The 24388-nt window shown below is 53.3% G+C and carries 22 protein-coding genes; 11 read left to right on the top strand and 11 right to left on the bottom strand.

From position 1 onward, the window contains the following. Nucleotides 1–60: 60 nt before the first annotated feature. A complete protein-coding gene (locus FFI61_RS09840; RefSeq protein WP_200370128.1) occupies nucleotides 61–498 on the top strand; it encodes a hypothetical protein in 438 nt (145 codons plus the stop codon). Between the two features lie 75 nt (nucleotides 499–573). On the opposite strand, the gene FFI61_RS09835 is transcribed toward FFI61_RS09840, so the two are convergent. The 4 genes from FFI61_RS09835 to plsB form a co-directional block, all read right to left on the bottom strand. Continuing rightward, the gene (locus FFI61_RS09835; protein WP_200201882.1) at nucleotides 574–867 is read right to left on the bottom strand and encodes a type II toxin-antitoxin system RelE/ParE family toxin; all 294 of its coding nucleotides are present in this window, start codon (nucleotides 865–867) and stop codon (nucleotides 574–576) included. After that, nucleotides 867–1106 carry a type II toxin-antitoxin system ParD family antitoxin gene (locus FFI61_RS09830; protein ID WP_200201881.1) on the bottom strand — a complete coding sequence of 80 codons (240 nt, stop codon included), beginning with the start codon at nucleotides 1104–1106 and terminating at the stop codon, nucleotides 867–869. Before FFI61_RS09830 ends, FFI61_RS09835 begins: the two co-directional genes overlap by 1 nt. 200 nt (nucleotides 1107–1306) lie before the next feature. Further along, nucleotides 1307–1537 carry a type II toxin-antitoxin system CcdA family antitoxin gene (locus FFI61_RS18045; protein WP_200370348.1) on the bottom strand — a complete coding sequence of 77 codons (231 nt, stop codon included), beginning with the start codon at nucleotides 1535–1537 and terminating at the stop codon, nucleotides 1307–1309. 60 nt (nucleotides 1538–1597) lie between these two features. Continuing rightward, nucleotides 1598–4066 (bottom strand): glycerol-3-phosphate 1-O-acyltransferase PlsB, encoded by a 2469-nt coding sequence (plsB, locus tag FFI61_RS09820; protein ID WP_200370127.1) that lies wholly within the window; start codon nucleotides 4064–4066, stop codon nucleotides 1598–1600. A gap of 141 nt (nucleotides 4067–4207) precedes the next feature. Between plsB and nudC the strand changes: the two genes are divergently transcribed. Both nudC and murI read left to right on the top strand, forming a co-directional pair. After that, nucleotides 4208–5038 carry an NAD(+) diphosphatase gene (gene nudC, locus FFI61_RS09815; RefSeq protein WP_200370126.1) on the top strand — a complete coding sequence of 277 codons (831 nt, stop codon included), beginning with the start codon at nucleotides 4208–4210 and terminating at the stop codon, nucleotides 5036–5038. Next, the gene (gene murI, locus FFI61_RS09810; protein ID WP_200370125.1) at nucleotides 5031–5864 is read left to right on the top strand and encodes a glutamate racemase; all 834 of its coding nucleotides are present in this window, start codon (nucleotides 5031–5033) and stop codon (nucleotides 5862–5864) included. The genes nudC and murI overlap by 8 nt, the downstream gene beginning before the upstream one ends. Here murI and FFI61_RS09805 read toward each other — a convergent pair. From FFI61_RS09805 to FFI61_RS09790, 4 genes are all read right to left on the bottom strand, one after another. After that, nucleotides 5859–6866 carry a DUF2156 domain-containing protein gene (locus FFI61_RS09805; protein WP_200370124.1) on the bottom strand — a complete coding sequence of 336 codons (1008 nt, stop codon included), beginning with the start codon at nucleotides 6864–6866 and terminating at the stop codon, nucleotides 5859–5861. The two genes, murI and FFI61_RS09805, sit on opposite strands and share 6 nt — an antisense overlap. A 39-nt stretch (nucleotides 6867–6905) precedes the next feature. Next, nucleotides 6906–7559, bottom strand: coding sequence for a class I SAM-dependent methyltransferase (locus FFI61_RS09800; RefSeq protein ID WP_200201875.1), 654 nt, complete (start codon nucleotides 7557–7559; stop codon nucleotides 6906–6908). Nucleotides 7560–7798: 239 nt separating this feature from the next. After that, nucleotides 7799–9979, bottom strand: coding sequence for an EAL domain-containing protein (locus FFI61_RS09795; RefSeq protein ID WP_200370123.1), 2181 nt, complete (start codon nucleotides 9977–9979; stop codon nucleotides 7799–7801). Between the two features lie 23 nt (nucleotides 9980–10002). After that, on the bottom strand, nucleotides 10003–11985 hold the full coding sequence (locus tag FFI61_RS09790) for an HDOD domain-containing protein (RefSeq protein ID WP_200370122.1): 1983 nt from the start codon (nucleotides 11983–11985) through the stop codon (nucleotides 10003–10005). Between the two features lie 204 nt (nucleotides 11986–12189). Here FFI61_RS09790 and FFI61_RS09785 point away from each other — a divergent pair, with 204 nt between their 5' ends. From FFI61_RS09785 to FFI61_RS09770, 4 genes are all read left to right on the top strand, one after another. After that, nucleotides 12190–13518 (top strand): AAA family ATPase, encoded by a 1329-nt coding sequence (locus tag FFI61_RS09785; protein ID WP_200370121.1) that lies wholly within the window; start codon nucleotides 12190–12192, stop codon nucleotides 13516–13518. 222 nt (nucleotides 13519–13740) lie between these two features. Further along, nucleotides 13741–15252 carry a fatty acyl-CoA reductase gene (locus FFI61_RS09780; protein WP_200370120.1) on the top strand — a complete coding sequence of 504 codons (1512 nt, stop codon included), beginning with the start codon at nucleotides 13741–13743 and terminating at the stop codon, nucleotides 15250–15252. A gap of 278 nt (nucleotides 15253–15530) precedes the next feature. After that, on the top strand, nucleotides 15531–17480 hold the full coding sequence (gene acs / locus FFI61_RS09775; RefSeq protein WP_200201870.1) for an acetate--CoA ligase: 1950 nt from the start codon (nucleotides 15531–15533) through the stop codon (nucleotides 17478–17480). Nucleotides 17481–17520: 40 nt separating this feature from the next. Beyond that, nucleotides 17521–18186 carry a response regulator transcription factor gene (locus FFI61_RS09770; protein ID WP_200370119.1) on the top strand — a complete coding sequence of 222 codons (666 nt, stop codon included), beginning with the start codon at nucleotides 17521–17523 and terminating at the stop codon, nucleotides 18184–18186. 151 nt (nucleotides 18187–18337) lie between these two features. Here FFI61_RS09770 and FFI61_RS09765 read toward each other — a convergent pair whose 3' ends face one another. Continuing rightward, complete coding sequence (locus FFI61_RS09765) at nucleotides 18338–19321, bottom strand: D-2-hydroxyacid dehydrogenase (protein ID WP_200201869.1); 984 nt, start codon at nucleotides 19319–19321, stop codon at nucleotides 18338–18340. A gap of 266 nt (nucleotides 19322–19587) precedes the next feature. Between FFI61_RS09765 and FFI61_RS09760 the strand changes: the two genes are divergently transcribed. From FFI61_RS09760 to FFI61_RS09750, 3 genes are all read left to right on the top strand, one after another. Next, nucleotides 19588–20814: a pyridoxal phosphate-dependent aminotransferase gene (locus FFI61_RS09760; RefSeq protein ID WP_200201868.1), complete on the top strand. Its 1227-nt coding sequence runs from the start codon at nucleotides 19588–19590 to the stop codon at nucleotides 20812–20814. A 9-nt stretch (nucleotides 20815–20823) separates the two neighbouring features. After that, entirely contained in the window at nucleotides 20824–21015 is a 192-nt protein-coding gene (locus tag FFI61_RS09755; protein WP_200370118.1) for a CPXCG motif-containing cysteine-rich protein, read from the top strand. Between the two features lie 94 nt (nucleotides 21016–21109). Then, the gene (locus FFI61_RS09750) at nucleotides 21110–21682 is read left to right on the top strand and encodes a DUF1439 domain-containing protein (protein WP_200370117.1); all 573 of its coding nucleotides are present in this window, start codon (nucleotides 21110–21112) and stop codon (nucleotides 21680–21682) included. A 57-nt stretch (nucleotides 21683–21739) separates the two neighbouring features. Here the strand turns inward: FFI61_RS09750 and FFI61_RS09745 are convergent, their stop codons facing one another. After that, complete coding sequence (locus FFI61_RS09745) at nucleotides 21740–22894, bottom strand: isocitrate/isopropylmalate dehydrogenase family protein (protein WP_200370116.1); 1155 nt, start codon at nucleotides 22892–22894, stop codon at nucleotides 21740–21742. Nucleotides 22895–23076: 182 nt separating this feature from the next. On the opposite strand from FFI61_RS09745, the gene FFI61_RS09740 reads away from it, so the two are divergent. Further along, entirely contained in the window at nucleotides 23077–23433 is a 357-nt protein-coding gene (locus FFI61_RS09740; RefSeq protein ID WP_200370115.1) for a hypothetical protein, read from the top strand. On the opposite strand, the gene FFI61_RS09735 is transcribed toward FFI61_RS09740, so the two are convergent. Beyond that, nucleotides 23427–24320 (bottom strand): LysR family transcriptional regulator, encoded by an 894-nt coding sequence (locus FFI61_RS09735; RefSeq protein WP_200201863.1) that lies wholly within the window; start codon nucleotides 24318–24320, stop codon nucleotides 23427–23429. The genes FFI61_RS09740 and FFI61_RS09735 overlap by 7 nt on opposite strands. Nucleotides 24321–24388: the final 68 nt, after the last annotated feature.

The raw sequence follows: 24388 nt of genomic DNA, 5'->3' as shown, positions 1-24388 counted from the left end.
ATACTCGCTCATTTTTGGGTTTTTCTACAGCCTCGTTAATTTCAAGGAGATTGTCGGTATATGGAAGTAAGCACTCAAGAACGTATCATCGCTGGCACGGTGCCATTGGTCAGCTTGATCATTTTCTATACCTATTCCTGGCTGTATGTACCATTGGTTATTCTTTTCCTGCTATTGGCTCGTCGTTTCGAATTTACGCATAGCAAGATGACTCTGCTGAAGTTCATGGATCTTTGGCTATCAACATTTATTTACCTCATGCTTCTGGCGGCACTAGCTGTTGGGGTTCGTATTGCGGTTCGTGACGCAGGCACGAGCATCCCTTACCTTTCAGGCGATGGTCTCAAAAATATACTCATGCTGGTTGGTATGGGCTTGAGCATCGTTGCAACCGTGTTCCTTTCAGTTGCAGGGTTTCGTGGGAGAAATTTAAAAATTCCAGGCCTGGTTCGGCCGTTTGAATACTGGATCGGGCGCAGTGCTACACCCACAAATTAACAAGTCGCAGCAGTTTGCGGCCGATGGCCGCCGGACGCCGCTGACGTGGCGCCGCTGTGCTTCAGCGTTATGGGGTTACAGGTGCTGTTCCACATCCATGCTGTTGTGAAGAATCCGTATTACAACGATATGGGATTCCGTGCCAGCCCGGTAAAAGATGACATGGCTACCCTGGCTGAATTTTTTGTACCCTGGCTTGATATCGTCCGCATCGCGGCCTATTTCAGGCTGGCGAGAAAGCAGTTTGAATGCATCATCAAACTGCTTGAGGTATTTATCGCGTTGCCGCTTTCCCCATTTTTCGGTGGTAAAGCGGCCAATATTAATAAGATCTTTACGGGCAGAAGCGGTAAGTAGGTAAGGACGCATTAGTGAGCTTCGTTATCCAGTTCTGCAATAATGCTTTCAAGGGAATAATCCGCTATCCCGCTTTGCTCACCTTCATCCAAGAGGCGTCGGAGGCGATCAAGCTTGCTCTCTGTTTCTTCAAGCAGGCGCAGTCCGGCGCGGACCACTTCGCTCGCCGAGCCATAACGGCCATTCTCCACTTGGGCCGCAATAAACTCATCAAAGTGAGGGCCAAGTGTAATGCTGGTATTTCTAGCCATGAGAAGCCTCCTGTACCAAATATTGGTACATTGTGCCAAGACACCCATAACAAGGCAAGGCAGGCCGACGTGGACTTCCCCCACTTCAGTGGACACGCATCGATAACTCCGCCACAGGAGAAGTACGATGCCGAAAATGATCACGGGGAAGAAGACCCAACGCTATAGCGTCGAGTTGAAAGTCAAAGCGGTGGAATGGATTAATCCAGGCGAGACAAAAGATGCGGAAGTCCTTTTCCTCTTTCCCAAAGGCTACGATATCGCACTGTATGAGAGGCTTGAATGGCGCCTTCAGGAAGGGGCGCTGGTAGGTTAATGTTCAGAGCACGAGCTTTATTCAGCAAGTCGCTGTTAACCGACAAATTAGCGGCCTTTTTGGGAGCGGCAATGTTGCATAGATCGGCCGTTGTAGCCTCCAGTTGCAGCAACATGCTTAGTAATGGGTTGTGCGCATGCAAGTGCCGTTAACCAGAGGCCGTTGCCGGGCGGCGTTACACGCCTAGCATAGTGACTTGCTGAATGGCCTGTCGTTTCTCCACGCTCAGTACCAGTCGGGCATCATCCGCCACTTCATCCAGGCCTTCGCCATAGCATAGCAATTCGTTGTCATCGGTGGTGATAACACCGTTTTTTTGCATGTTGGCAATAAAGTTCCGGAACAGGCTCTTGTCAAAAAATTCAGGCGCATTCAGCCCGAACAAGATAGACATACGTTCTGCCAGCAAGGTGCACTGCTCTTCCAGTTCTGCTGCGGTAATCGTCCCTGAACCATTTTTGCGCAATATACCCAGCGCGATGTGGTACCGCTCTACCGTCTGAATGATGAATCTGGACAGTATTCTGAGGCGCAGCATGGCTTCAGTGCCTTCTTCGGGGCGCGCGATTCTGTCGTTCTCCTGGGCAACCAGCAGGCCCTGTTCTACCAGAACGTCAATCCACTGGTTAATAACCGCTTCCGCTTCTTCAGGTTGGTACTTCAGGAACAGTTCAGACTGGATATAAGGGTAGGCGACGCCAGCAAGATGGACGATTCGTTCACGTGCAAGTGAGCTTTTGTTCTCGAACAGGCTAGCCACCAGTGCAGGCAAGGCAAAAAGGTGCTGGATGTTGTTGCGATAGTAGGTCATCAGGATGGCATTGCTGCCTTCCAGCCCAATGATGTCACCCAGCTTCTGGGGTTGGCGTGAGACCAGCCCCATGGATTCGCAGTAGGTAACCCAGTCTTTTCCTGAGCCTTCAGGCAAGGTTACAGTGTCTGCGTAGGGGAAAGCCTTGAGAAGGTCTCCGTACTGATCCGCCAGGCGAACAAGCTGGCCTTCATCCATGGCCAGCCTTTCAGCGCCAAGCAATACGGTTGCTATCATGCCAATGGGGTTTACTGCTACCGATGCGTTGATGTTTGAGGCAACGCGCTGTGATAGTTCGCCAACCGCTTCATTGAGCCAGGCAGGACGATACTCTGAGCTGTAAGCCTCATCGCGCCAGCTGTCGCGGACATCGTCCAATACCTCAGACAGATGTATGGCCTCGCCAAAGTTGAGTGCAACTTTGCCGAAGGAGCTACCAAGGTTGCGGGCGGATTTGGCCAGCCCGAACACGCTTTCTTTCTGCTTTTTCTTACCCCGGAGTTCGCCCAGGTAAGATCGCCCTTCCATGACCTTTTCATACCCGATGTACACAGGAACGAAAACAATCGGCTTGCGGTGGTCGCGCAGGAAGCTGCGCACTGTCATGGCGAGCATGCCTGGGCGGGGTTGCAGCATACGGCCGGTGCGGCTGCGGCCGCCTTCTACAAAATATTCAACCGAGTAGCCACGGGTAAACATTACGTGCATGTATTCGTTGAAAACGGTGCTGTAAAGCGGGTTGTCCCGGAAGCTTCTGCGCATGAAGAAGGCCCCGCCCCGGCGCAGGATTGGCCCCAATATCGGCATGTTCAGGTTGATGCCTGCTGCGATGTGCGGGGGCATCAGGCCGTTTTTGTAGAGCACGTAAGACAGCAACAGGTAGTCGATATGGGAGCGGTGGCAGGGCACGTATATGACCGTGTTGTTCTGAGCAGTTTCCTTGGCCACGCGAATGTTGTTAACGGCAATGCCTTTGTAAATACGGTTCCAGAGCCAGGCAAGTAGTACCTCAAAAATACGGATGGTGACGATGGACATGCTGGCGGCAATTTCATCAGCGTATTTGTAGGCCCGGGCACGTACTTTTTCTGGCGCTATGTCTTCTTTGACTGCGGTCTCCCGGATAGCCTCTTTAACGGCCTGGGTTCTTACCAAGCCCTCTACGAGCGTTCTCCGGTGCGACAAATCCGGGCCTAACACCGCTTGTCGAACCTTGCGGAAGTGGGTTCGCAAAATACGGGCAAGCTTGCGGTTGGCGCGCTCTTCGCTGTGGCGATACTCTTCAATAATCTGCTTCAGCGGGAAGGGCTTATTGAACTGAACATAGGTGTTACGACCATGCACCAGAATAATCAGGAATTTTTGCAGTCGGCCAGCAACAGACCAGGTGTCTGATAAAAGCAGTTTCACCAGGGACTTTTCTTTGTCCGGAGAACGTCCCCAGAACAGGGATACAGGAACAATCTGTACATCCTTCTCCGGGTTTTCCAGACCGTAGCGCACCAGCGCCTGGAATTCAGGGGTTGGAACAGGCGCCTGGCGTTTGCGGAAGGATCTGCCAACTCGACGGTACAGAAAAAAGAAGGAGTGCGAAGGGCCATTTTTTACCGGAAGTGAAGTAGTGGCACCGGGCAGATTTGCCCGTATCACCTCCTGCTCAAGAACCAGTCGACTCGATAGCGAGCTGTATTGCAGTACATAACAGACGGGCTTTTCAGGCGACAGCCCCAGTGCTTCAATGCTGTTCCCGCTGACGTCTGTCCGAACCCATAAAAACAGGATTTTCCGGAAAAGTGTCAGGATCAGGCTTCGAATACCCTGGTAAAGACGCATAAAATGTCGCTCCGATGAAAAACAGCCGCCAAGTTTACTTGGTTGAGTGAGAGCCGGAAAGCCAATGCTTCATTCTTGAAGCTCTCTTACGTGTGATACATTCCTGTTTGGCCCGTTTAACACTATAAGGTGCGATGGCAGATGGCGACATCAACTATTCAGTGGAACCCCGGATGGACTACCAGGCAGCCCGAGCGGGGAGACCTTGTACTGGTACTGTCTGGATCCGGTGTGTTCAAGCCGGGCGATGGATGGTTGCAGCCGTTGGAAAGTATGCCTGTGCAGGCAGGAAATGCGGGCTTTGTATCTTTGGGAAGCGCAGATGGCCGTGCAGTTTTCGTGACCGAAGTGCCGGAATCCGTTAGTGCTGACGGTGATATTGTTTCGTTGCGTGATGCCTTGATGATGATCAGCGATGTGCCCGCGGCCATGCTCAGCACCGGCTTTCAGGTTTGGCAGTGGTTTCAGGATCACCAGTATTGTGGGCGCTGTGGTGGCTGCATGGGGTTTCATCGCCGGGAACGGGCAAAGTGGTGCGATAGCTGCAGCATTCCTTGGTATCCGCGGCTTGCGCCCTGTGTGATTGTGGTGATTCGCAAAGAGGACCACTACCTTTTGGCCAAGTCCTCTCGTGTGAAGCGCCATTTCTATAGCCTGATAGCAGGTTTTGTGGAGCCAGGAGAAAGCCTGGAAGCTGCCGTTGTGCGTGAGGTAAAAGAAGAAACCGGGTTGGATGTGACTAATATTCAATATCGGGCGTCTGAGCCCTGGCCCTTTCCACACCAGTTGATGGCCGGTTTTTTTGCTGACTATGCTGGTGGCGAGCTGGTTCTCCAGGAGGATGAGCTTGCTGATGCAGGTTGGTTTTTACCTGGTAGCAGGCCGCCAGTGCCACCAGAAACGACAATTTCCGGGCGACTGATACGGGATATGGAAAGAATGATTACTGGTGGAGTGTCCGGCCTTGAGTGAGCGTGGCTTACCGCGGGTTCTGGTTTTTGATTCAGGCGTTGGCGGGTTAAGCGTTGCAGCCTGTGTCCATGAAAAGCTGCCGCAGACATCTATTGTATATTTGGCAGATAACGCCGCCTTTCCCTACGGTGGTCAGCCAGAATCTGTCGTTATTGAGCGTTGTTGCTCGCTTATTGCAAAAGCACTGGAACAATACCCATGTGATGCAATTGTGGTGGCTTGCAACACGGCCAGCACGGTTGCCCTGCCGCACCTGCGTGCTATAACAGCTGTGCCGGTGGTGGGTGTTGTGCCAGCGGTGAAACCTGCTGCGGCGCAAACCCTCAATCACCGGATTGGGCTTCTGGCCACCCCTGCAACGGTACGCCGGCCTTACCTCGACGAGTTGGTGCGGGAATTTGCCTCTCACTGCGTGGTTGAGCGTGTTGGGCACCCGGCGTTGGTTCAGTGGGCGGAGGATTTGGCCAGAGGTGTAGCTGTGCCTCAGGCTGAACTCGATAGCGCAGTTGCGAGCCTGCGAAATGCTGGAGTGGATACCGTTGTCCTCGGGTGTACTCACTATCCACTGTTGCTGGATAATCTTCGGTTAAGTCTGCCGGAGGTGAAGTTCTGGGTGGATTCCGGGGAGGCTATTGCGCGCCGTGTTGCCTGGCTTCTGGCGCAAGCCGAAAAGCCTTTAACCGCGACGGCGCCCAGTGACGTTAAAGGCGAACCTGTGGCTGCAGCCCTGTTCACCGCTAGGGCTCCGGAAGGTGTTGCCAATTATATGGCAATCATGGGCCTGCAGCCTGCCAGGGTTGTCGGGAATTGGCCTTCAGAGTCATAGCACTTGGGTCAGCTTGAACATGGCAAGAAACTCAAGTGCTGGTATGCTCCGCTTGTGGCAGCAGTATGTCTTGAAGTTGTCGCCGCGGAACCGTGATTTAGTGAACTCCAGTCCCTTGAAGTTATAGATGAAATTACCCCGGTTGTAGATGCCGTGCAAAATGCGTTTTAGAAGCCGTCCTTCCTGATGTTCCGTGGTTGAGTCAAGCGACAGCGGGATAAGCCCCAAATCCAGATAGGGAACGCCTTCGGCCTTGAATGCTTCCATGGCGTGTGCCATCAGAGTATAGAAAATGCCCTGTTTGAAATCTGCGTTTGCGCGGGAAATATTAGGGACGTAACTGATGATTTCGTTGTCGCGGTAAATCGGATCAAAGTAGATAAATCCAACCGCTTTGCCATCCTGGTACGCATAGAAGCGACGCTCGTTTTCCCGGTATTCCATGTCCATGGGGCGAATCAGAAAGCGGATTTCGTTACTTTTACATTTGCGGGTACGAATCCAGGCTTCCGAGATTTCCCGGGTGTGGTCGTCGCTGAACCGTTCCTGCACCGTGATGGCGCTTTTTTCAGCCTGGTTCAATGCGGTGCGCAGAATCTGTTTTTTCTTGCCGCTAAGAGACCACTTTGCCAGGTCGATTCGGGATTCGCTGCCAAACTGTGTGCCGTACAGACCAAAGCGCTGGTGCAAGAAGTCCACAACCGGTTTGGAAACCTGTACATAGGAGGCGTTAGGGAAGCGCTTTTGAAACAGCTCCAGAACCGCACCGAAGTTTTCCGGGGCGCAGACTGGGTCTGAGAGAACAATGGTGGTGCCCCACTGCCGCATGTAGGCCACATACCCCATCCCTGGTACATCAAAATATTGCATACCTGGCTGCAGGGTAGAGAAGGATTGGGAATGGCCGCCAAACCTCTTCAGGTAACCTACTCGCTCACTGAAGGTAAAAGCGGTGCTTTCAAGCTCGGAGGCCTGGTCGAGAGCAAGGATTTGATCTGACATGTGAATCTCCCCGGTTTTTATTATTTGGCAGATGATCGGTTATGCCTGCTTGCGGCCGAGAATTGACCAGTAACAATCCATGTTCAGCAGTTTGAAGTGCTTTTTCTCCGTTACCTCAAGGCCCAGGCTGCGCATGTGCTCCGGGTAGTTGTATATCTTGTGGAAGGCATTGTTGGCGAACAGCCAGAAGGTAAACACGGCCATGTACCAGTACAGCTTTTTGAAGGTGCGCGAGAACACATTGCCGGTTGGGTAACAGAAATCGCCTACAACAATGTGAGCGTCTTCCTTGCCCAGTTGAATCAGGTGTTCCAGAACCTTCACCATCATGGTTTCGTCAAATACGTTGAGGAAAAAGTTGGCGACAACCATGTCGTATTGACCTACTTCATCCACTTTCATGATGTCGCTGTGAATGCGGCGAATGCTGAGGTGGGGTGCTTCGCTTTCCTGTGCTTCTCCGAACTTGCGCAGCATGGTTTCTGACAAGTCAACAACCGTAACGTCGGCACCCAGTTCTGCTGCACGTATGGCGTCCCGGCCATGGCCAACACCGGCAAACAGAATGCGGTCGCCTTGCTTCACTGTTTCCACATCCAGCATCGCGGTTTTACATCGGTGAATGTTTTTTCCGCTGTAAAGATTGCTGAGGAAATCGTACACGGGGCCTATGTAGCGGTACTTGTCACGCATGATAACTGCTGCCTGTTCTTGTTAGCTTGAATGCCGCCATCGTTATTGTAATTTTTGCCATTCTGACTAGTCAGAATGTTTCGATAGCCAATGTCTTTGTGATTCAAGTCTATTGAGCAGGGTAGAAAAAATATGTGCCGTAATCCCCATTTCGAGATACAAAAATTAACCTGAGGCACTACTTTGATAACAGATTCAAGGTTCGGTATAGGATTGTAAGACAGTGTTCTCGGGGCAGATCAGCTTGAGGCGGTTGCAGCCATTTCGGTTTTTGGGTGTGTCAGCAACTTGCTGATTTCTGCAGCGGGTTGTGCGGGGCCGTAGAAAAATCCCTGTACCTGATGGCAGCCGAGTGCGCGCAGGTAATCGAGCTGCTTTTCAGTCTCTACGCCCTCGGCAACAATTTCCAGCTTGAGCCCGTGAGCCATAGCTACAATAGCGTTAACAATACAGGCATCGTCCACGCCACTTCGGATGGCTTTAACGAAGGATTGATCAACTTTCAGGGTGTGGATAGGCAGTCTGTGCAGGTAGTTCAGTGATGAATACCCGGTGCCAAAATCATCGATTGCGATACGTACGCCGATATTTGCCAGCTCCCGGAGCTTCTGGCTGATCTGCTCCAGGTCGTTCATGATCACGTTTTCGGTAATTTCGATTTCCAGATTTGCGGGAGGGAACCGGTTAGCGTTTACTCGCTCTATCAAGGTTTCAACAAACCGGGGATGCTCCACCTCAATAGGGGAAAGGTTTACGGCCAGTCGCAAGTCTTTATGCCCGGCGCGGATCCATTGGCCAACATCCCGGCATGCCTGATCCAGAACCTGCTCGCTGAGCAGGCCAATGAGCTTGGTTTCCTCGGCCAGACTGAGAAAATCCCGGGGGTAGAGCAGGCCACGTTCAGGGTGCTGCCAACGTACCAAAGCCTCGAGCCCAACGATCTGATCAGTGCGGGCACAAACCTGGGGCTGGTAAAACACCCGCAGCTCTTTTTTCTCAAGAGCCATGCGCAGATCCCGTTCCAGCAGCAAGCGGTGGGTACTGTCGATGCTCATGCTCTCGGAGTAAAAGCGATAGCTGTCTTTGCCCCGGGCCTTGACGTGATACATGGCGATATCAGCATTCTGGATCAGCTGATCCATGCTGCAGCCTGCTTCCGGATAGATAGCGATGCCAATGCTGACCCCCACATACACTTCATGCTCACCCAGCAGGAAAGGCGCTTTGAGTGTCTTGATGAGTTTTCTGGCGATCTGGCTTGCATCTTCGTGACCGTGAACCGATGGAAGAAGCAGGGTGAATTCGTCGCCGCCAAAGCGAGACAAGGTGTCGCCCTTGCGCAGGCAGCCTTCCAGGCGTTGGGTGACAGCTTGTAGCAGCCGGTCCCCCATAGCGTGGCCAAGGGTATCATTAATGATTTTGAAGCGGTCCAGGTCAAGAAACATCACTGCGAGCTTTTGGTGGCCGCGACGTGCATGGGTGATGGCTAACTCCAGACGATCTTTAAACAACGCGCGGTTAGGCAAGCGCGTGAGCAGGTCGTGATAGGCCTGGAAATTTATAAAGGCTTCAGCTTCTTTGCGTTCAGTGACATCGCGTGCAGTGCCGTAGTAACTGGCGTTTTGGCCATTACCGCCGCCGTTGGTACTGCCGTTGTGTGTCCAAGCCTGGGGTGAAATGGGAAAGGCTGTTATCTCGAAATGCCGGGTAGCTCGGCGGCTACCTCGTGTTTTGAGACGTATCTCAAGAGTACGGGGGTTGTCTGCGCTGATGTCCGGCGCGTTGAGTGCGTAAACACCTCTGGCGAGATCGCGCTCATCAAGAATGTTCCGGAAGTGCTTGCCACAGAGCTCAGCCGGCTTATAGCCCAGCAGGCTTTCGACCTTGCTGTTAATAAAACAGAAGTGCCCCTTTGCATCCAGCATGAATACGATATCGGGCGAACTGTTTACGATGTAACGGTGCAGTGCTTCAGATTTCTCAAGGCGCACCTGTATGTCTTCATGGGCTTTAAGAAGCGACTGCTTGCCAACAACGCCTTTTACTGTGGCGATGAGTTCTTCAGGATCAAATGGCTTACGAACGTAGTCCAGAGCACCGCGCCTGAGTGCGCGGCTGACGGCTGTGAATGAGCTTTCTCCGCTGATAACGATAATCGCGCATTCTGGCTGCCGGCTGTTCAGGTGGCTCATGACTGCAAAACCATCTACTTCTGGCATGCGCAAATCGAGCAGGGCCAGGTCAAAGCGAAGGGTGTCTGCCAGTTCGCAGGCCTGTTTTCCGCCATGGGCCTCGGTTACATCGTAGCCGCAGCTGCGCAGCAGGGTAGACAAAGCGCTTGCCAGGCGTGGCTCGTCATCAACCACCAGAATGCGCGCTGCGCCATGCAAGGTATGCTTGTTGGGCTGATCAGGTGCCATTGCTCTGGATCCGCTATCGTTCGTCAGTCGGTCTTGGTGTCTTCGTGGCTAGTCGCAGGCAGCAGCAGTCGGAAGGTGGTTCCTTCCTGCCCCGTATGACAAGCAATGATGCCCTCCATGTCATCAACAAGTTGTTTCACAATGCTAAGGCCCAAACCGCTGTGGCCTTCTCCTTTTGTGGTCTTTCCCGGTGTAAACAGGGCTTTTCGTAAACTCTCGGGAATGCCGGCACCCGTGTCGGTCACTACCATCTCAACCCAGTTGCTATGCCCTTGCCAAACCGGGGCCGAAGTCTTGATTGTAACGGTTCCGCCGGTCTCACACATGCTTTCAGCAGCATTCCTGACCAGATTGATAAGGATCTGGCGGATGGCAGGCGGGCCAGCGTTAACTAACGTTTGAGTGTTACACAGTAGCACGTTCAAATGCAGGTTGCCGTCGCTGAAAAGGCTGTCTTCCAGTACGCGGGCGAGGCTTGATATCTCTGCGTTCAGATCGGCTGTTCCGTCGCCAATATCACGGGTTGTGGTGTGGGTGAGTTGCAGCAGCAAATTGCCTGCCCGATCTATTTCATCCCGCACGACATCCAGTTCTCCCTGCATTTCCTGATCGCTAAGCCGGCTTTTGAGTTGGTGGATGTACTGGCGAATGATGGTCAGAGGATTGCTGATTTCATGCACTTGCCTGTGCAGTTTTTCCAGCGCGATCTGGCGATTCAGGTCTGCTTCCTCTGTGCTGATCTCCAGGGAAGCGCTTTTGTCCTGAAGTGTCGCGGAAAGTTTTTGGACAAAAAGATTTACCAGCTCTGCAGATGTATCGGGTGTCTTGCCATCGGTGCCCAGCACAAATACGCCGGGGCAACGATTACCTGTAATCACGGGAACAGCGGTTAGTGATGGGGTTCTGAGCAGAGATAAAAGCTGGTTGTCGAGCACGTTTGGCGTGCGCCCACTCAGGCTGACCTGCGTTCTCGATGCAAAAGCCTCACTCAAGGCACTGCCACCGGCTTGTGCGTTTATAACCAGGCGCGGGTTGTCCCCTGCGGTGCCTGACAGAAGTACAAGGCTGTCATCGTCGAGCCCAAAGCACAGTGCAGGCAGCCCGGTAATCAGCGTAAGGCTACTGACAGTTTCCGCAAGAATAGCGCCACTGGTGCCGGCCAAATCTGCAAAGCCAAGAGCTTGCTGCGCAATGGCCTGTCGCAATACGGTCTGACGGAGTTTTTTTGATGCGGGCTCGGCGCTGTAGCTGTTGATTAGCGGAATTCCCATAGACTCTGCCATTTGGGAAACGTCCAGGTTGATGCGCCGGTTGACTTCACGGACCAAGTCTTCGCTGAGTCCGAACATGGTGCCCGCGGCTGCAATGCCGGCAGAATCGGACAAGGCGAGGCGGGTGGAGAGACTGATAACTTTTACCAGATGCCCTGCGTCCCGTAACTCTGAGGGTAACGCCTGTTGATAGCGCATGGCATCTGCTGCCATTGACCCCAAGCCCCAGGAGGTAACCAGCTCTGCTGCGATCTCGGACTGACGATTCATGAATTCTTGCCGCGCCTCCATATCAGGCGTCTTTATTGCGATAAGTTCGCCGATGTTGTGAAGCATACCGAGCATGAAGGCTTCATCGGCTTCCGGATAGCGGGTCAGGGTTGCCAGAGCACGAGCCGTAAGTGCTGTAGTCAGCGCATGTCGCCAGAAATCCCGCAACTGTTGCCAGGCGCCACCGCCCAAGTCAAAAAGTACCTGGCGGAGGGCGACGGTCAGTATCAGTGTTTTGAAACGTCGTGTTCCAAGGCGCATTAATGCCTGATCAATGGATCGTATTCCGGGGGTGGGGCCATAGAGAGCGGAATTGGCCAAGGCAAGAATTCGAACCACCAGGGCGGTATCCGATGCGACGATTTCGCTGATAGCACGATAGTTGTCATCCCGGTGGCAGGCTTCAAGCGCGCGCAGGGTGACTTCCGGAAGGCTCGGGAGCTGGAGGTCGGGAACTGTATTCATAGGCTTGCCTGTAGAGCGCGCTGAAATCACATTATGAAACTGTGTTCATTTTTATTAGTAGTCGAGCTTAGTCAAAAAGTCGGGAAGTTTAAACATCAACTGTACTTTTTTTGATCGGCATATTCATTGGAACGTGATGTGTGTACAATTTTTACAGGTTAATGTGCCGTTTGTTGTTCCTGCAAGGATGTAAGGTCGTCCGCCATGAGTGCTCAGCAATCACCAATACGCAAAGCTAACCCGCCCAGAACCATCGCCATAACTGGCGGCAAGGGTGGAGTGGGGAAGACATCTGTTGCGCTGAATTTGGCGCTCACGTTGGCGCGCCAAGATAAACGTGTACTGCTTTTGGACGGTGATACAGATCTTGCCAATGTAAGCATTATGCTGGGGCTGTACCCCGAGCGCACACTGGCGCATGTGGTTGCCGGTGAATGCCGTCTGGAAGACACACTTCTGGAGGTGAGTTACGGCTTGCATATCCTGCCCGGGGCGTCCGGTGTCCAGGAATGCATGGATATGGCACCCGAGGACAGCTTCCGCATTCTGCGTGCGCTTTCAATGCTGGAACGACGCTATGACTACGTGATAACGGATACCGCAGCTGGTCTTCAGCCGACTGGTTTGCACATGATTGCAGCTGCGGAACTGGCCTGTGTGGTGGTAACGCCAGACCCAGCCTCTCTGACAGACGCCTTTTCCCTGATCAAGGTATTGAGGCGCCGTGGCTATAAACGAACGCCCAGTGTGTTGATCAATATGGCGCAGGGTGCCAGTCAGGCGCGCTCGGTGTTTCAACGCCTCGATGCCGCCGCGCGTCGTCACCTTGAGTGCTCCCTGCATTACATGGGCGGAATATGGCGCGATGAGACACTGCGCCAATCAGTATTGAATCAGAAGCCGGTTGCACTCTTGCCACAGTCTGACCCGTCGTGCCGACAGTTCGGTACATTGGCGGACATGCTTGAGGTGCGACTCACGCAACTCCCTGTGCGCAAAGCGGGTATAGCTGCCTATTGGCATTCCGTTTCGAAGCGTCAGCAGACCCGTGAGCAGAAGCCGGAAGTAACAAAGCCATCGGTCAGCCCCCGGGATCGCTGCCTGAAGGCTGTTGCTGAGCTGGAAGCAGTGCTTGGGCCGGTAAGTGATAACGCCATGCTGCGCTATGACGTTTTTATGCGCCTGTTTGCCTTGCTGGGGCGCACGCCCGACAACGACACTATTGAGATTATCCAGACCGGGCTGAGTGCTATTGCCTGGGAAGGCCTGAATCGGGAGCAACGTGAACATCTCGCAGCGCACCTCAGGCATTTGGCGGAAGAAATTTCGCCACCCGACACAGATATGACCCCTGGTGATAGCAGTGCTCTTGCGCAGAGTCTCCCTCAGCCGGTACTCCCCGAGCCATTTTATGATCGCATCAGTTTTGGTGATCAGGAAAACCTGGTTAGAGTTTTGAAAGAACAGCCTTCCGGTATTTCACTGAGCCAATTGCTACGGTCTTTGGTTGATGAAGAAGGCAGTGGCGCCTGAGCAAGGTTGCTTGGGTGCGAGTACGGGAACATGTCGGCTAATTCGCTATTTCTTCCGGGGCGTTTGTAGAGCAGCATTTTGTGCTGGCGCTGTTGCGTGAGTTTTGGTGATAACCTTGCGGTTTGTCACCACACTGCCATGATTCTTGTGCAAGTATTGGGAGCTGCAGGAAATCATGAAAAAGGAATTTTCGTTATCGTAAACCAAACAAAGGAAGCTGGAATGTCTTCGTCCAAGGTACTTGAGCAACTGCGAGGCAAGCATGTTCTGATTACCGGCACCACGGGGTTCCTGGGCAAGGTTGTTCTGGAAAAACTGATTCGGGCGGTGCCTGATATTGGTGGTATACATCTTCTGATACGGGGCAATAAGCAGAACCCTGATGCCCGTAGTCGATTCCTCCAGGAAATTGCCACCTCGTCTGTGTTTGATCGTTTGCGTCAGGAGGACAACGAAGCGTTCGAGTCGTTTCTGGAAGAGCGCCTGCACTGTGTCACAGGAGAGGTAACTGAACCCGGTTTTGGTCTGCAGCCCGAGGCCCTTCAAAAGCTGGCTGACAGCATCGATGCGGTCGTTAATTCCGCTGCCAGTGTCAACTTTCGCGAAGAGCTCGACAAGGCACTAACGATCAATACCTTGTGTCTGGAAAACATTGCGGAGCTGGCGCAACTGAACCCCAACCTTGCGGTTGTTCAGGTTTCAACCTGCTATGTAAACGGAATGAACTCCGGCCAGGTTACCGAATCGGTAATTAAGCCTGCGGGTGAGGATATTCCCCGCAGCGCCTCAGGCTACTATGAAATAGAAGAGCTGATCCGGGTGCTTAACGACAGCATCGTAGATGTGCGTTCGCGCTATACCGGCAAAATGCTGGAGCGCAAGCTTGTAGACCTGGGGATCCGTGAGGCAAACCGATACGGCTGGAGTGACACCTATACCTTTACTAAATGGCTGGGCGAGCAGCTGCTAATGAAAGCACTGAAGGGTCGCTCCCTTACCATTGTACGCCCGTCCATAATTGAAAGCGCTCTGGAAGAGCCAGCGCCTGGCTGGATTGAAGGTGTAAAAGTGGCGGATGCCATCATTCTTGCTTACGCTCGGGAAAAAGTAACCCTCTTCCCCGGCAAGCGCTCTGGCATTGTTGATGTTATTCCCGTTGATCTGGTTGCAAACTCCATCATTCTTGCGGTGGCTGAAGCACTGAGCGAGCCGCCGGAGTCGAGGATCTACCAGTGTTGCAGTGGCAGTTCCAACCCGGTGTCTGTGGGTGCGTTCATTGATCATCTGCTGGCGGAAGCCAAGACCAACTACGCTGCCTACCCAAACCTGTTTTACCGTCGGCCCGTCAAACCCTTCATTGCAGTAAATCGCGCTTTGTTCGATGCCTTGGTGGGCGGTGCCCGTATTCCATTGAGTATGGCAAGCCGCATGAAGGGGCTGTTGGGGCAGGGGCGCGAGCTTAAGGTCTTGCAAAACCTTGACACCACTCGTTCACTGGCAACCATTTTCGGCTTTTACACTGCCCCGGATTATATCTTCCGCAATGACGAGCTTCTGGCTTTGGCCACGCGCATGGGGGAGGTAGATAAGGCATTGTTTCCTGTGGATGCCCGCCAGATTGATTGGGCAGTATATTTACGCAAGATTCACCTGGCTGGCCTGAACCGGTACGCACTTAGTGCGAAAAAAGCCCGTGGTCCACGGAGTTCCCGGGGACGAAAGAAAGCTGCGTGATTTTATCTGGCCCTATTAAACGGGGGCTGGTTTACCTCCCCGGGAAGTAGGGCCGCCTTTAATTTGAAGCCCATACTGTTTGGAAATTACCCTTGAATTCTTGCAGGTTACTGAACTTTTTAAGCTAAAAGTTCAAGTACGTTAGGACGTTAGTCTAATTCATTGTGTGGTAGCTCACATGTTGAACTACGGCTATGTGTCCGCAGGGCCTGCACGCCCTACCGCTCTGGATTGACAAAATCGACAATGACAACAAACTCTGATCAAAGGGGAGCACTATGACTGATAAAAACCTTTATCCGGTAAGCCCGGAAGTGGCCAAACGGGCCTTGGTAAACCGGGAGCAGTATGACGAAATGTATCGTCAGTCCATCGCAGATCCGGATGCGTTCTGGGGAGAGCATGGAAAGCGAATTGACTGGATCAAGCCCTACACCAAAGTCAAGAACACCACATTCGACCCTGAAAACGTTTCCATCAAGTGGTTTGAAGATGGTGAGTTGAATGCTTCTGCAAACTGCCTGGATCGACATCTTGAAACCCGCGGCGATCAGACGGCCATTATTTTTGAAGGCGACGACCCAGCCGAATCCCGTCATGTCAGTTATCGCGAGTTGCACGAAGAAACCAGCAAGTTTGCTAACGTACTTAAAAGCCTTGGCGTAAAAAAAGGTGATGTTGTCACGATTTATATGCCAATGATTGTTGAAACCGCCGTGGCCATGCTGGCCTGTACCCGTATTGGTGCTATCCATTCAGTTGTTTTTGGGGGCTTCTCGCCCGAAGCATTGGGTGCCCGAATTGTGAACGGCAAGTCGCGCTTTGTTGTTACTGCCGATGAAGGGCTCCGCGGTGGTCGCAAGGTGCCACTGAAAAAGAACGTGGATGCTGCCCTGAAAGACAGGGAAGGCGCGGCCGTTGAGAAGGTTGTGGTTGTCAGCCGCACAGGAAACAAAGATCTGCCCTGGAGTGATGGCCGGGATGTGCGCTATGAAGATTTGATGGCAACCGCATCCGCTGACTGCCCGCCAGAGCCAATGAATGCGGAAGATCCTTTGTTCATGCTCTACACCTCAGGGTCTACTGGCGCCCCCAAAGGTGTTTTGCATACTACCGGTGGCTATCTCGTATACGCCTCCATGACGCATGAGTATGTGTTTGATTACAAAGATGGTGATGTTTACTGGTGCACCGCAGACTTTGGCTGGGTAACAGGCCATAGTTACATTCTTTATGGGCCTCTGTGTAACGGTGCAACATCGCTTCTGTTTGAAGGCGTTCCCAACTACCCGGACAGCTCACGTATGGGCCAGGTTGTAGACAAGCACCAGGTCAACATCCTGTACACAGCGCCAACGGCTATTCGGGCACTGATGGCCGAAGGCGAAGCCTGCATGGCGGGTACAACGCGCAAGAGCCTGAAGTTGCTGGGTTCTGTGGGCGAACCCATAAACCCGGAAGCCTGGGAATGGTACCACCGTGTAATCGGCAACAGCCAATGCCCGATCGTGGATACCTGGTGGCAAACGGAAACCGGCGGCATTTTGATTGCGCCACTACCCGGCGCCGTTGATTTGAAACCGGGCTCCGCGACCGTACCTTTCTTTGGCGTGAAGCCGGGCCTGATGGACAACGAAGGGAATCTGCTAGAAGGAAAAGCTGATGGTAACCTGGTTATTCTGGACAGCTGGCCTGGGCAGATGCGCACGATCTATGGTGACCATGAGCGCTTTATCCGAACCTATTTCAGTGCCTACCCCGGAATGTACTTTTCCGAAGATGGCGCACGCAGAGATGAAGACGGGTATTACTGGATTACCGGCCGCGTTGATGATGTGCTTAATATTTCCGGGCACCGCCTCGGCACCGCTGAAGTTGAAAGCGCCCTTGTGGCCCACGACAAGGTGGCAGAAGCCGCAGTTGTTGGTTTCCCCCATGACATAAAGGGTCAGGGGCTGTATGTTTACGTGACTCTGATGCAGGGTGAAGAGCCTTCAGATGAGCTCAAGAAAGAGCTGGTACAATGGGTTCGTAAGGAAATTGGCCCCATTGCCTCTCCGGATGTTATCCAGTGGGCGCCGGGCATGCCTAAAACGCGGTCAGGCAAAATTATGCGCCGGATTTTGCGTAAGATTGCTGCTAACGAGCACGACCAGTTGGGAGACACATCCACACTTGCAGATCCGAGTGTAGTGGACGATCTGATCAGCAATCGTGAGTTTAAATAAGGTCTGATAACAGGCCGAAAACCTGTGAGGAATCGGTTTAATGACACAAACAATTATCGTCGCTGATGATCATCCGCTGTTTCGGGCTGCCCTGAAACAGGCGGTCAGTCAGGCGGTACCTGATGCGGAAACAGTAGAAGTTGACAGCATCAAGGCACTCCAGGCGTCGGTAGATTCGCACCCGGATGCAGATCTGGTCCTGCTTGATCTGAATATGCCGGGTGCCCACGGTTTCTCGGGGTTGGTGTTCATGCGTGGACAATACCCCGGGCTACCCGTGGTGGTTGTGTCAGGGTCGGAACAACTGCAGGTAATGCGGCGCTCGATTGACTATGGGGCGTCTGGCTTTATTCCGAAGTCGGCGCCGCTGCCCACCATCACCGAGGCTATACGGGCTGTTCTTGAGGGGGATGTGTGGCTGCCGGAAGGTGTAGCAGACAAGCTTGAGCGCATGCATGCCGATACCACAGACTTCTCTGAAAAGCTGGCGTCACTGACCCCGCAACAATTTCGCGTTCTGGGTATGCTGGCGGAAGGCCTTCTGAACAAGCAGATTGCTTATGATCTTGAGGTGTCTGAGGCAACGATCAAGGCTCACATCACAGCTGTGTTCCGTAAGCTTGGGGTTCGTAACCGCACTCAGGCTGTGATTGCGATACAGCAGATGGAGATTGATCCAGCGGATCAGTCGTTGTCTGGCAGCTGAGGTAGACCCAGTAAGTCAGGAGACCGGGCAGGGGAGGTGTTCCCAAAATGCGGTGTGAATACATCCCTGTAAGCTCGGCTCCGTCATCCATGGCTCCGCACGGTTTTAGGAACACCTCCCCCGCCCGATCCGGCATTTGAGGGAACGTCGGCTACTTGCTCCCCGCGTACCCCAGCTCTTTATCCACCAGATTGAACAGTTCCTCACCACCGTGCCAGCGATCAAAGTTTTCAAGAAACTGATCGGTAAGCGCACGATGCCAGCCGATAAAGTCACCGGCCATGTGGGCCGTCATGATGACGTTTTCCATGTCCCAAAGCGGGTGGTCTTCCGGTAAGGGCTCTTCCTCGAATACATCAAGCCCGGCGCCAGCAATGTCACCACTCTCCAGAGCAGCAATAAGATCGGCTGTTTTTACAATCGGGCCGCGGCCAACGTTAATCAGGCGCGCCGTGTTTTTCATGGCCTTGAAGGCTTTTTCGTCAAACAACCCCTCAGTTTGCGGCGTCAGCGGTGCAGCAATCACCACGTAATCGGCCAGTTCCAGCTGGTGGTATAACTCATCATTACCATGAACCGCTACAAAATCCGGGTCGTCCGTACGGGCGGTTCTGGCAATGCCGTGGGGCTTCATTCCAGCAGCGGCAACAAGGCGGCCAATCTGCCTGCCAATAGAGCCTGCACCAACTACCAGAACCTGCTTGCCTGTTGCTCTTTCCGTATCCCGATGCTTCCACTTGTGTTTCATTTGCAGGCGGATTGAGCCGGGAAAATCCTTGGCAAACATCAGGATGGTGCAAAGCACATATTCAGCGATGGTGCGGTCAAATATGCCTCTGGCGTTAGTGACTACCACACTGCTGTTTGTGAGGGCAGGGAACATCAGCGCATCTACCCCGGCGCTGGTGGCGTGTATCCATCTCAATTTGTCCGCACAGCCCCAGGCAGCCTCCAGCGCCTCGGTTCTAAAATCTGTCACCATCATCACATCAGTACCCGGCAAGGTGCTTCGCAGGGTTGCTTCGTCACTGGCGAAACGCACTTCGGCACGAGCCCGAAGAGAATCCATTCCTGGTGGCTCCTGCTCTCCGGGAGCAGTAAGGACAGTTACAACAGGCTTGCTGAGATGGGACATTGAACCTCCGCGGCTTCGATTGCTGATTGTCGAGAGTTGTTTTTATGGGCCAGGCATTTTCCTCTACAAAACCCTGAGGTTAGTCTGGTAGGCGGATGTCGTCTGGTCAACCTCAGCTCGCACATACAGTGGTGATCATCGGGAATCCTGGTGGGTACTTGTACCTATCAAACCCTTTCCGGCATTACCTTGTATGCCCGGATTTTCGTGACTAACCTGCAAAGGGGTCTGTTTTGGCCCTCCCGTTCCCGTTGTAGGAGGTTGTTATGGCAAATGGCGCCAATAAAGATACCGGCGAGGATAAAGTGCGGAGAGTGAAATACCGGAAGGCGAAGGCCAGTTGGAACCCTGCAATGCAGGCAATTCCGGTACCGGGGATTAGGCGCATGGTCAATATGGCGGCCACTATGAAGGATGTTATTCATCTTTCGATTGGCCAGCCTGATCTCCCAACACCCAAGCATGTTATTGATGCTTATATTGACGCCCTAAATGCAGGACAAACTGGCTACACCATGGATGCCGGTTTGCCTGAACTGCTAGTGGCCTTAAGGGATTACTACGGCAAACGATACAACCGGAAACTCACCAGAGATAATATTCTGGTGACCAGCGGAGCAACCGAAGCCATGTATCTGGCTATCTCGGCTACATCTGCACCGGGCCGCCAATTTATTGTTACGGATCCTTCTTTCCTGCTTTACGCACCGCTTATTCGTATGAACGGGGGAGAGGTCAAGTTTGTACCGACCCGTGTGGAAAACGATCATCAGCTTGATCCCGACGAAGTGATCGCAGCCATGGGGCCGCGCACCTTTGCCTTGATACTGAACAATCCGAATAACCCTACTGGGGCGGTATATCCCCGCAGTACCGTGGAAGCCATTCTGGAAGAGTGCGCCTATCGGGGCATACAGGTGTATGCCGATGAGGTGTACGACCACATGATTTTTGATGATGAAGATTTTGCCAGTGTTCTCAGTTGCTCCGTGGATCTGGACAACATCATGTGCATCAGTAGTTTCTCGAAAACCTACAGTATGGCGGGGCTGCGAGTGGGTTGGGTCATTGCCAGCCAGGCCACGATCAAATACCTGCGGCGCTACCACATGTTCACCACGTCGGTGGCTAATACGCCCTCCCAATATGCGGGAGTGGCAGCATTAACGAGTGACCAGCAGTGCGTTAGGGACATGCTGGACATCTATCGGGAGCGCAGAGATAAAGTAGTTGACTTGATTGATCAGACTCCATACATGACCGGTTACAAACCAGGAGGAGCGTTTTTTGTCTTCCCGGATTTGCCGCCCCATGTTGATGGGTCGGACCTGGCTTTGCGGATGCTCAAAGAAACCGGAGTGTGTGTGGTGCCGGGAGATGCATTTGGAGAGGCCTGTACCAATGCCATTCGGATCAGCTTCTCTACCACTTGCGAGAATCTTGATGCGGCGTTTGATCGTATCATTCCGTGGATGGCCAAACAGAAGTTCTGAGGAGTGCTTATGTCGGCTCTGGATTCGGTCCTTATCCAGTGCCCCTACTGTTGGGAGACGCTGGATATCAGCGTCGACCCTTCAGTGGCGGAACAGGAATATGTTGAAGATTGCCAGGTATGCTGCCAGCCCATTCTATTGCAGGTTGTTTTCGATGATAATCTCACCCCGCATGTAGAAGTCCGGGCCGAAAACGAGTAGAAGTGCTCAGATTCTGACCGATCATTAACCTGCCAATCTTGTCTCGCCTCCCTTGCTGCCGCAGGATAGGGGGTCAGTCCATGGAGATCAAACGATGAAATACACGCACCTTAATGGCCTCTGGGGCTTGGTGTTGCTGGTTCTTGCCCTGACGAGCGGCTGTGCCAGCATGTCCCCTTACGCAATATCGGAAGGGGAGTTGGAACGGCACCTGCGAGATGTTGTTAGCGATTTTGATCGCACTCAGTTAAAGAATGGCTCGCCGCTGAGTATGAGTCTTAGCGATGCCGACATTACCCTGGGACCAGATGGCCGGGATGTGGCAGTGATTGATCTGAAAGGGCAGGTAGCGCTGAACGCTTTTCTGGCCAAACTACCGGTTGATATTGCCCTGAAAGTGGAAGGCGCACCGGTTTATGACAGCAAGGAAAAAGCCATCTATATTCGCAGGATCAAGTTACTTGAAAGCAGCATAGATTCCGGCTTTTTCAAGGGTGACCTTGCGCCCGTTACCGACACCGTGATGAGTGTGGTGGCTCAGATGCTGGAAACCATGCCGGTATATCGTCTGGACGAAACCAATATGGCCCAGCGTATGTTTGGAATGGTGCCGATGGATGTGCGTGTAGCGCCGGGGCGTCTTGAGTTTGTAATGGCTGACAAGTAAGCGGCTTTTATCAGACCAGAGCCAGAAACTGCTTCCTGGCTCTGGTTAAGCAATCGATCAGGCCGACAGCCGTTGGCAGATTGCCTCTCCGATTTCCTGTGTTCCCCGTCGCGCGCCGGCATTTTCCGCCAGGTCTGCCGCTACTGCACCAAAAAGCTCTTTGCCAGCGGTCGCCATTACCGGGTCTTTCCGGCCAAACCACTCCAGCATACGTGCCGCAGTAAACAGCATGGCGGTTGGATCTGCCAAGCCTTGACCCGCGATGTCTGGGGCGCTGCCATGGGTTGGCTCAAACATGGAAGGCATGTCCGGGTCGGTGGGGTTCAGGTTGCAGGAAGGGGCAACGCCCATACCGCCGGATAATACGGCCGCAAGGTCTGTAAGAATATCTCCCTGCAGGTTGCTCGCAACCACCACATCGAACGCCCAGGGGACTTGCACAAACTTCATGCAGGCTGCATCCACCAGTTCGTGGTGCGTGGCCACATCCGGGTATTCCTTGCTGATTTCTTCGAAGGCTTCAGTGTACATATCGCCCCAATAACGCAGCGCATTACGTTTGGTGATCAGGCACACCTGGCTTTCACATGTGTTGCCATTGAGCGCGCGAAACTCCCGAATGCGTCCTTCGGTTGAGCGATCCGCCGCTCTGGCACGAGCCTGCTCAAAGCCATAGCGAATAATGCGATTGGTGGCTTTGCGGGTAAACACCTCCATTTGGGTCGCAATCTCATCCTCGGTGCCTTTGCGCAGGCGCCCGCCCTGACTCACGTACTCGCCCTCGGAATTCTCCCGAATCACCAGCATATCTATGTCTTTTGCGCGCTCATCAGCGAGATATTGGCGGGCACCGGGCAGCAGGCGAGCTGGGCGCTCACATACCCACTGATCAAAGCCTTTGCGCATTTCCAGCAGCGGTGCCAATGAAACGCTATCGGTCAAAAGGTAGCGATCGGGATCGTTCAAGGGGCCGGGATCACCCAGAGCACCCAGTAATATGGCGTCATAAGCTTTGAGTTGAGCGAGGGCATCCTCTGGCATGGATTCACCATGCTCTTGGTGCCAGGCGTGCGACGGCCACGGGAACTGATCCCACTCTAGGTTGAGGTTGTGCTTGGTGCGCAGGGTTTCCAGGCAGCGTATGGCTTCCCCAACAACCTCCGGGCCAATACCGTCGCCCGGTGTTACTGCAATGCGGGTAGTTTGGGCCATTTTGGAGACTCCTTTTAAAATTGACTCGTATGGATAACCAACCCAGTTTAGTCAGGGAAGCCGGGGTTGCCACCGGTGTGGGAAATAAACCCCTTTTACCCACCTGCAGCCCGGCGCTATAGTGTGTCCGCAATTGGCGCATTCGTGCTTTTTTCGTTTCAACTTACTACAGGAAGGCAGCTTTGCTTTACCGACTTCTTACCGTCATTGGCGGCCTGGTATTTGTGGCGGCGCTCTTTGCGCTGGTATGGATTTTCTGCAAAAAGTTTCTGCAGCGCCACGGCGTTATCGATAACCTTTCAGACCGCACAACCGAGCTCGCTACCTGGACCTTTGCCGGCATCAGCATTGGGTTGGTGTTTGCCGTAGTTGGAGCGTTTATCCTTGGGCCTTGGGCGTTCTATCGCACCCTGCGTGGGCACGGGGTCGACATCTCCGATGGCGCGGCCATTTGGTGGGGATTCGGTATAGTGTTGGCCTCCCTCGGCATTACCGCAGTCGGCTTTTTCGGCTTTCTGATTGCCGTGGGTGCTTACTGAATCGCCTTGAGCTGCTCCCGAAACCATATAAGCGCCGGCTCCTGGCCGTAGGCTGTGTGCCAGTACAGGTGCACATCGACTGAGGGCAGGTCGGCTGGCGGGTTCATTATGGTGATGTTTGCCCGCTCGGAAATAATCTGGGCGTAGGTTTCCGGCATAGTCAGCAACAGGTCCGTTTTCTCCACCACCCGGCAGGCGGCGTAATAGTGCTGACAGCGCAGGCGGATGCTGCGCTGAACCCCTAGCCTTGATAATTCAAAATCCTCAATTCCCGGCCCTTCTGCGCGTGATGAAACCAGTACGTGGCGCGCAGAAAGGTACCCATCCATATCCAGCGTGTTTCCCGCCAGGGGATGACCCTCCCGCGCCAGAACCACAAGCCTGTCTTGCCTGAGAAGTTCATGGGATGTCTGGTTGCTGACCGGCAGCAAAACATCCACAGCGAAGTCCAGTTTGCCTGCAGCCAATTGCGTTTCCATATCCCGCCGGGGAATCCGTTTGCTGGCTATCTCCAACTCCGGATAGGCGTTTAATCGTTGCATCAGCGGTGGCAGAAACGTTGATTCCAGTACATCCCTCAGCCCCAACGAATAGGTTTTGCGCTGATTCGCCGGGTCAAACGCATGGAATTGATTCACCGCTCCCTGAATCTGCGTAAGCCCAGGCTTCATGGATTCCAGGAAGCGACGGGCCAGAGGTGTAGGCACCATTTGATTGCCCTGGCGGGTGAACAGCGGATCGTCAAAATGGTCGCGCAATCGGGACAGCGAATGGCTAACGGCGGGCTGGGTAAGGTGTAACGCCTTTGCCGCCCGGGTAAGGCTGCCTTCCCGATAAATCGTGTCAAACACATGCAGCAGGTTGAGATCCAGACGATTCCCGGCCATAGTCATTAATCTCTATAAGAATTAGTTTCATTAATAGTAAACGATAAGAATAATTCAGTCGCGTAATA

The organism is Marinobacter sp. DY40_1A1 (genome assembly GCF_016597815.1).
Taxonomy (GTDB): Bacteria; Pseudomonadota; Gammaproteobacteria; order Pseudomonadales; family Oleiphilaceae; genus Marinobacter; species Marinobacter xiaoshiensis.
This window is presented reverse-complemented; position numbering and strand designations above follow the sequence as displayed.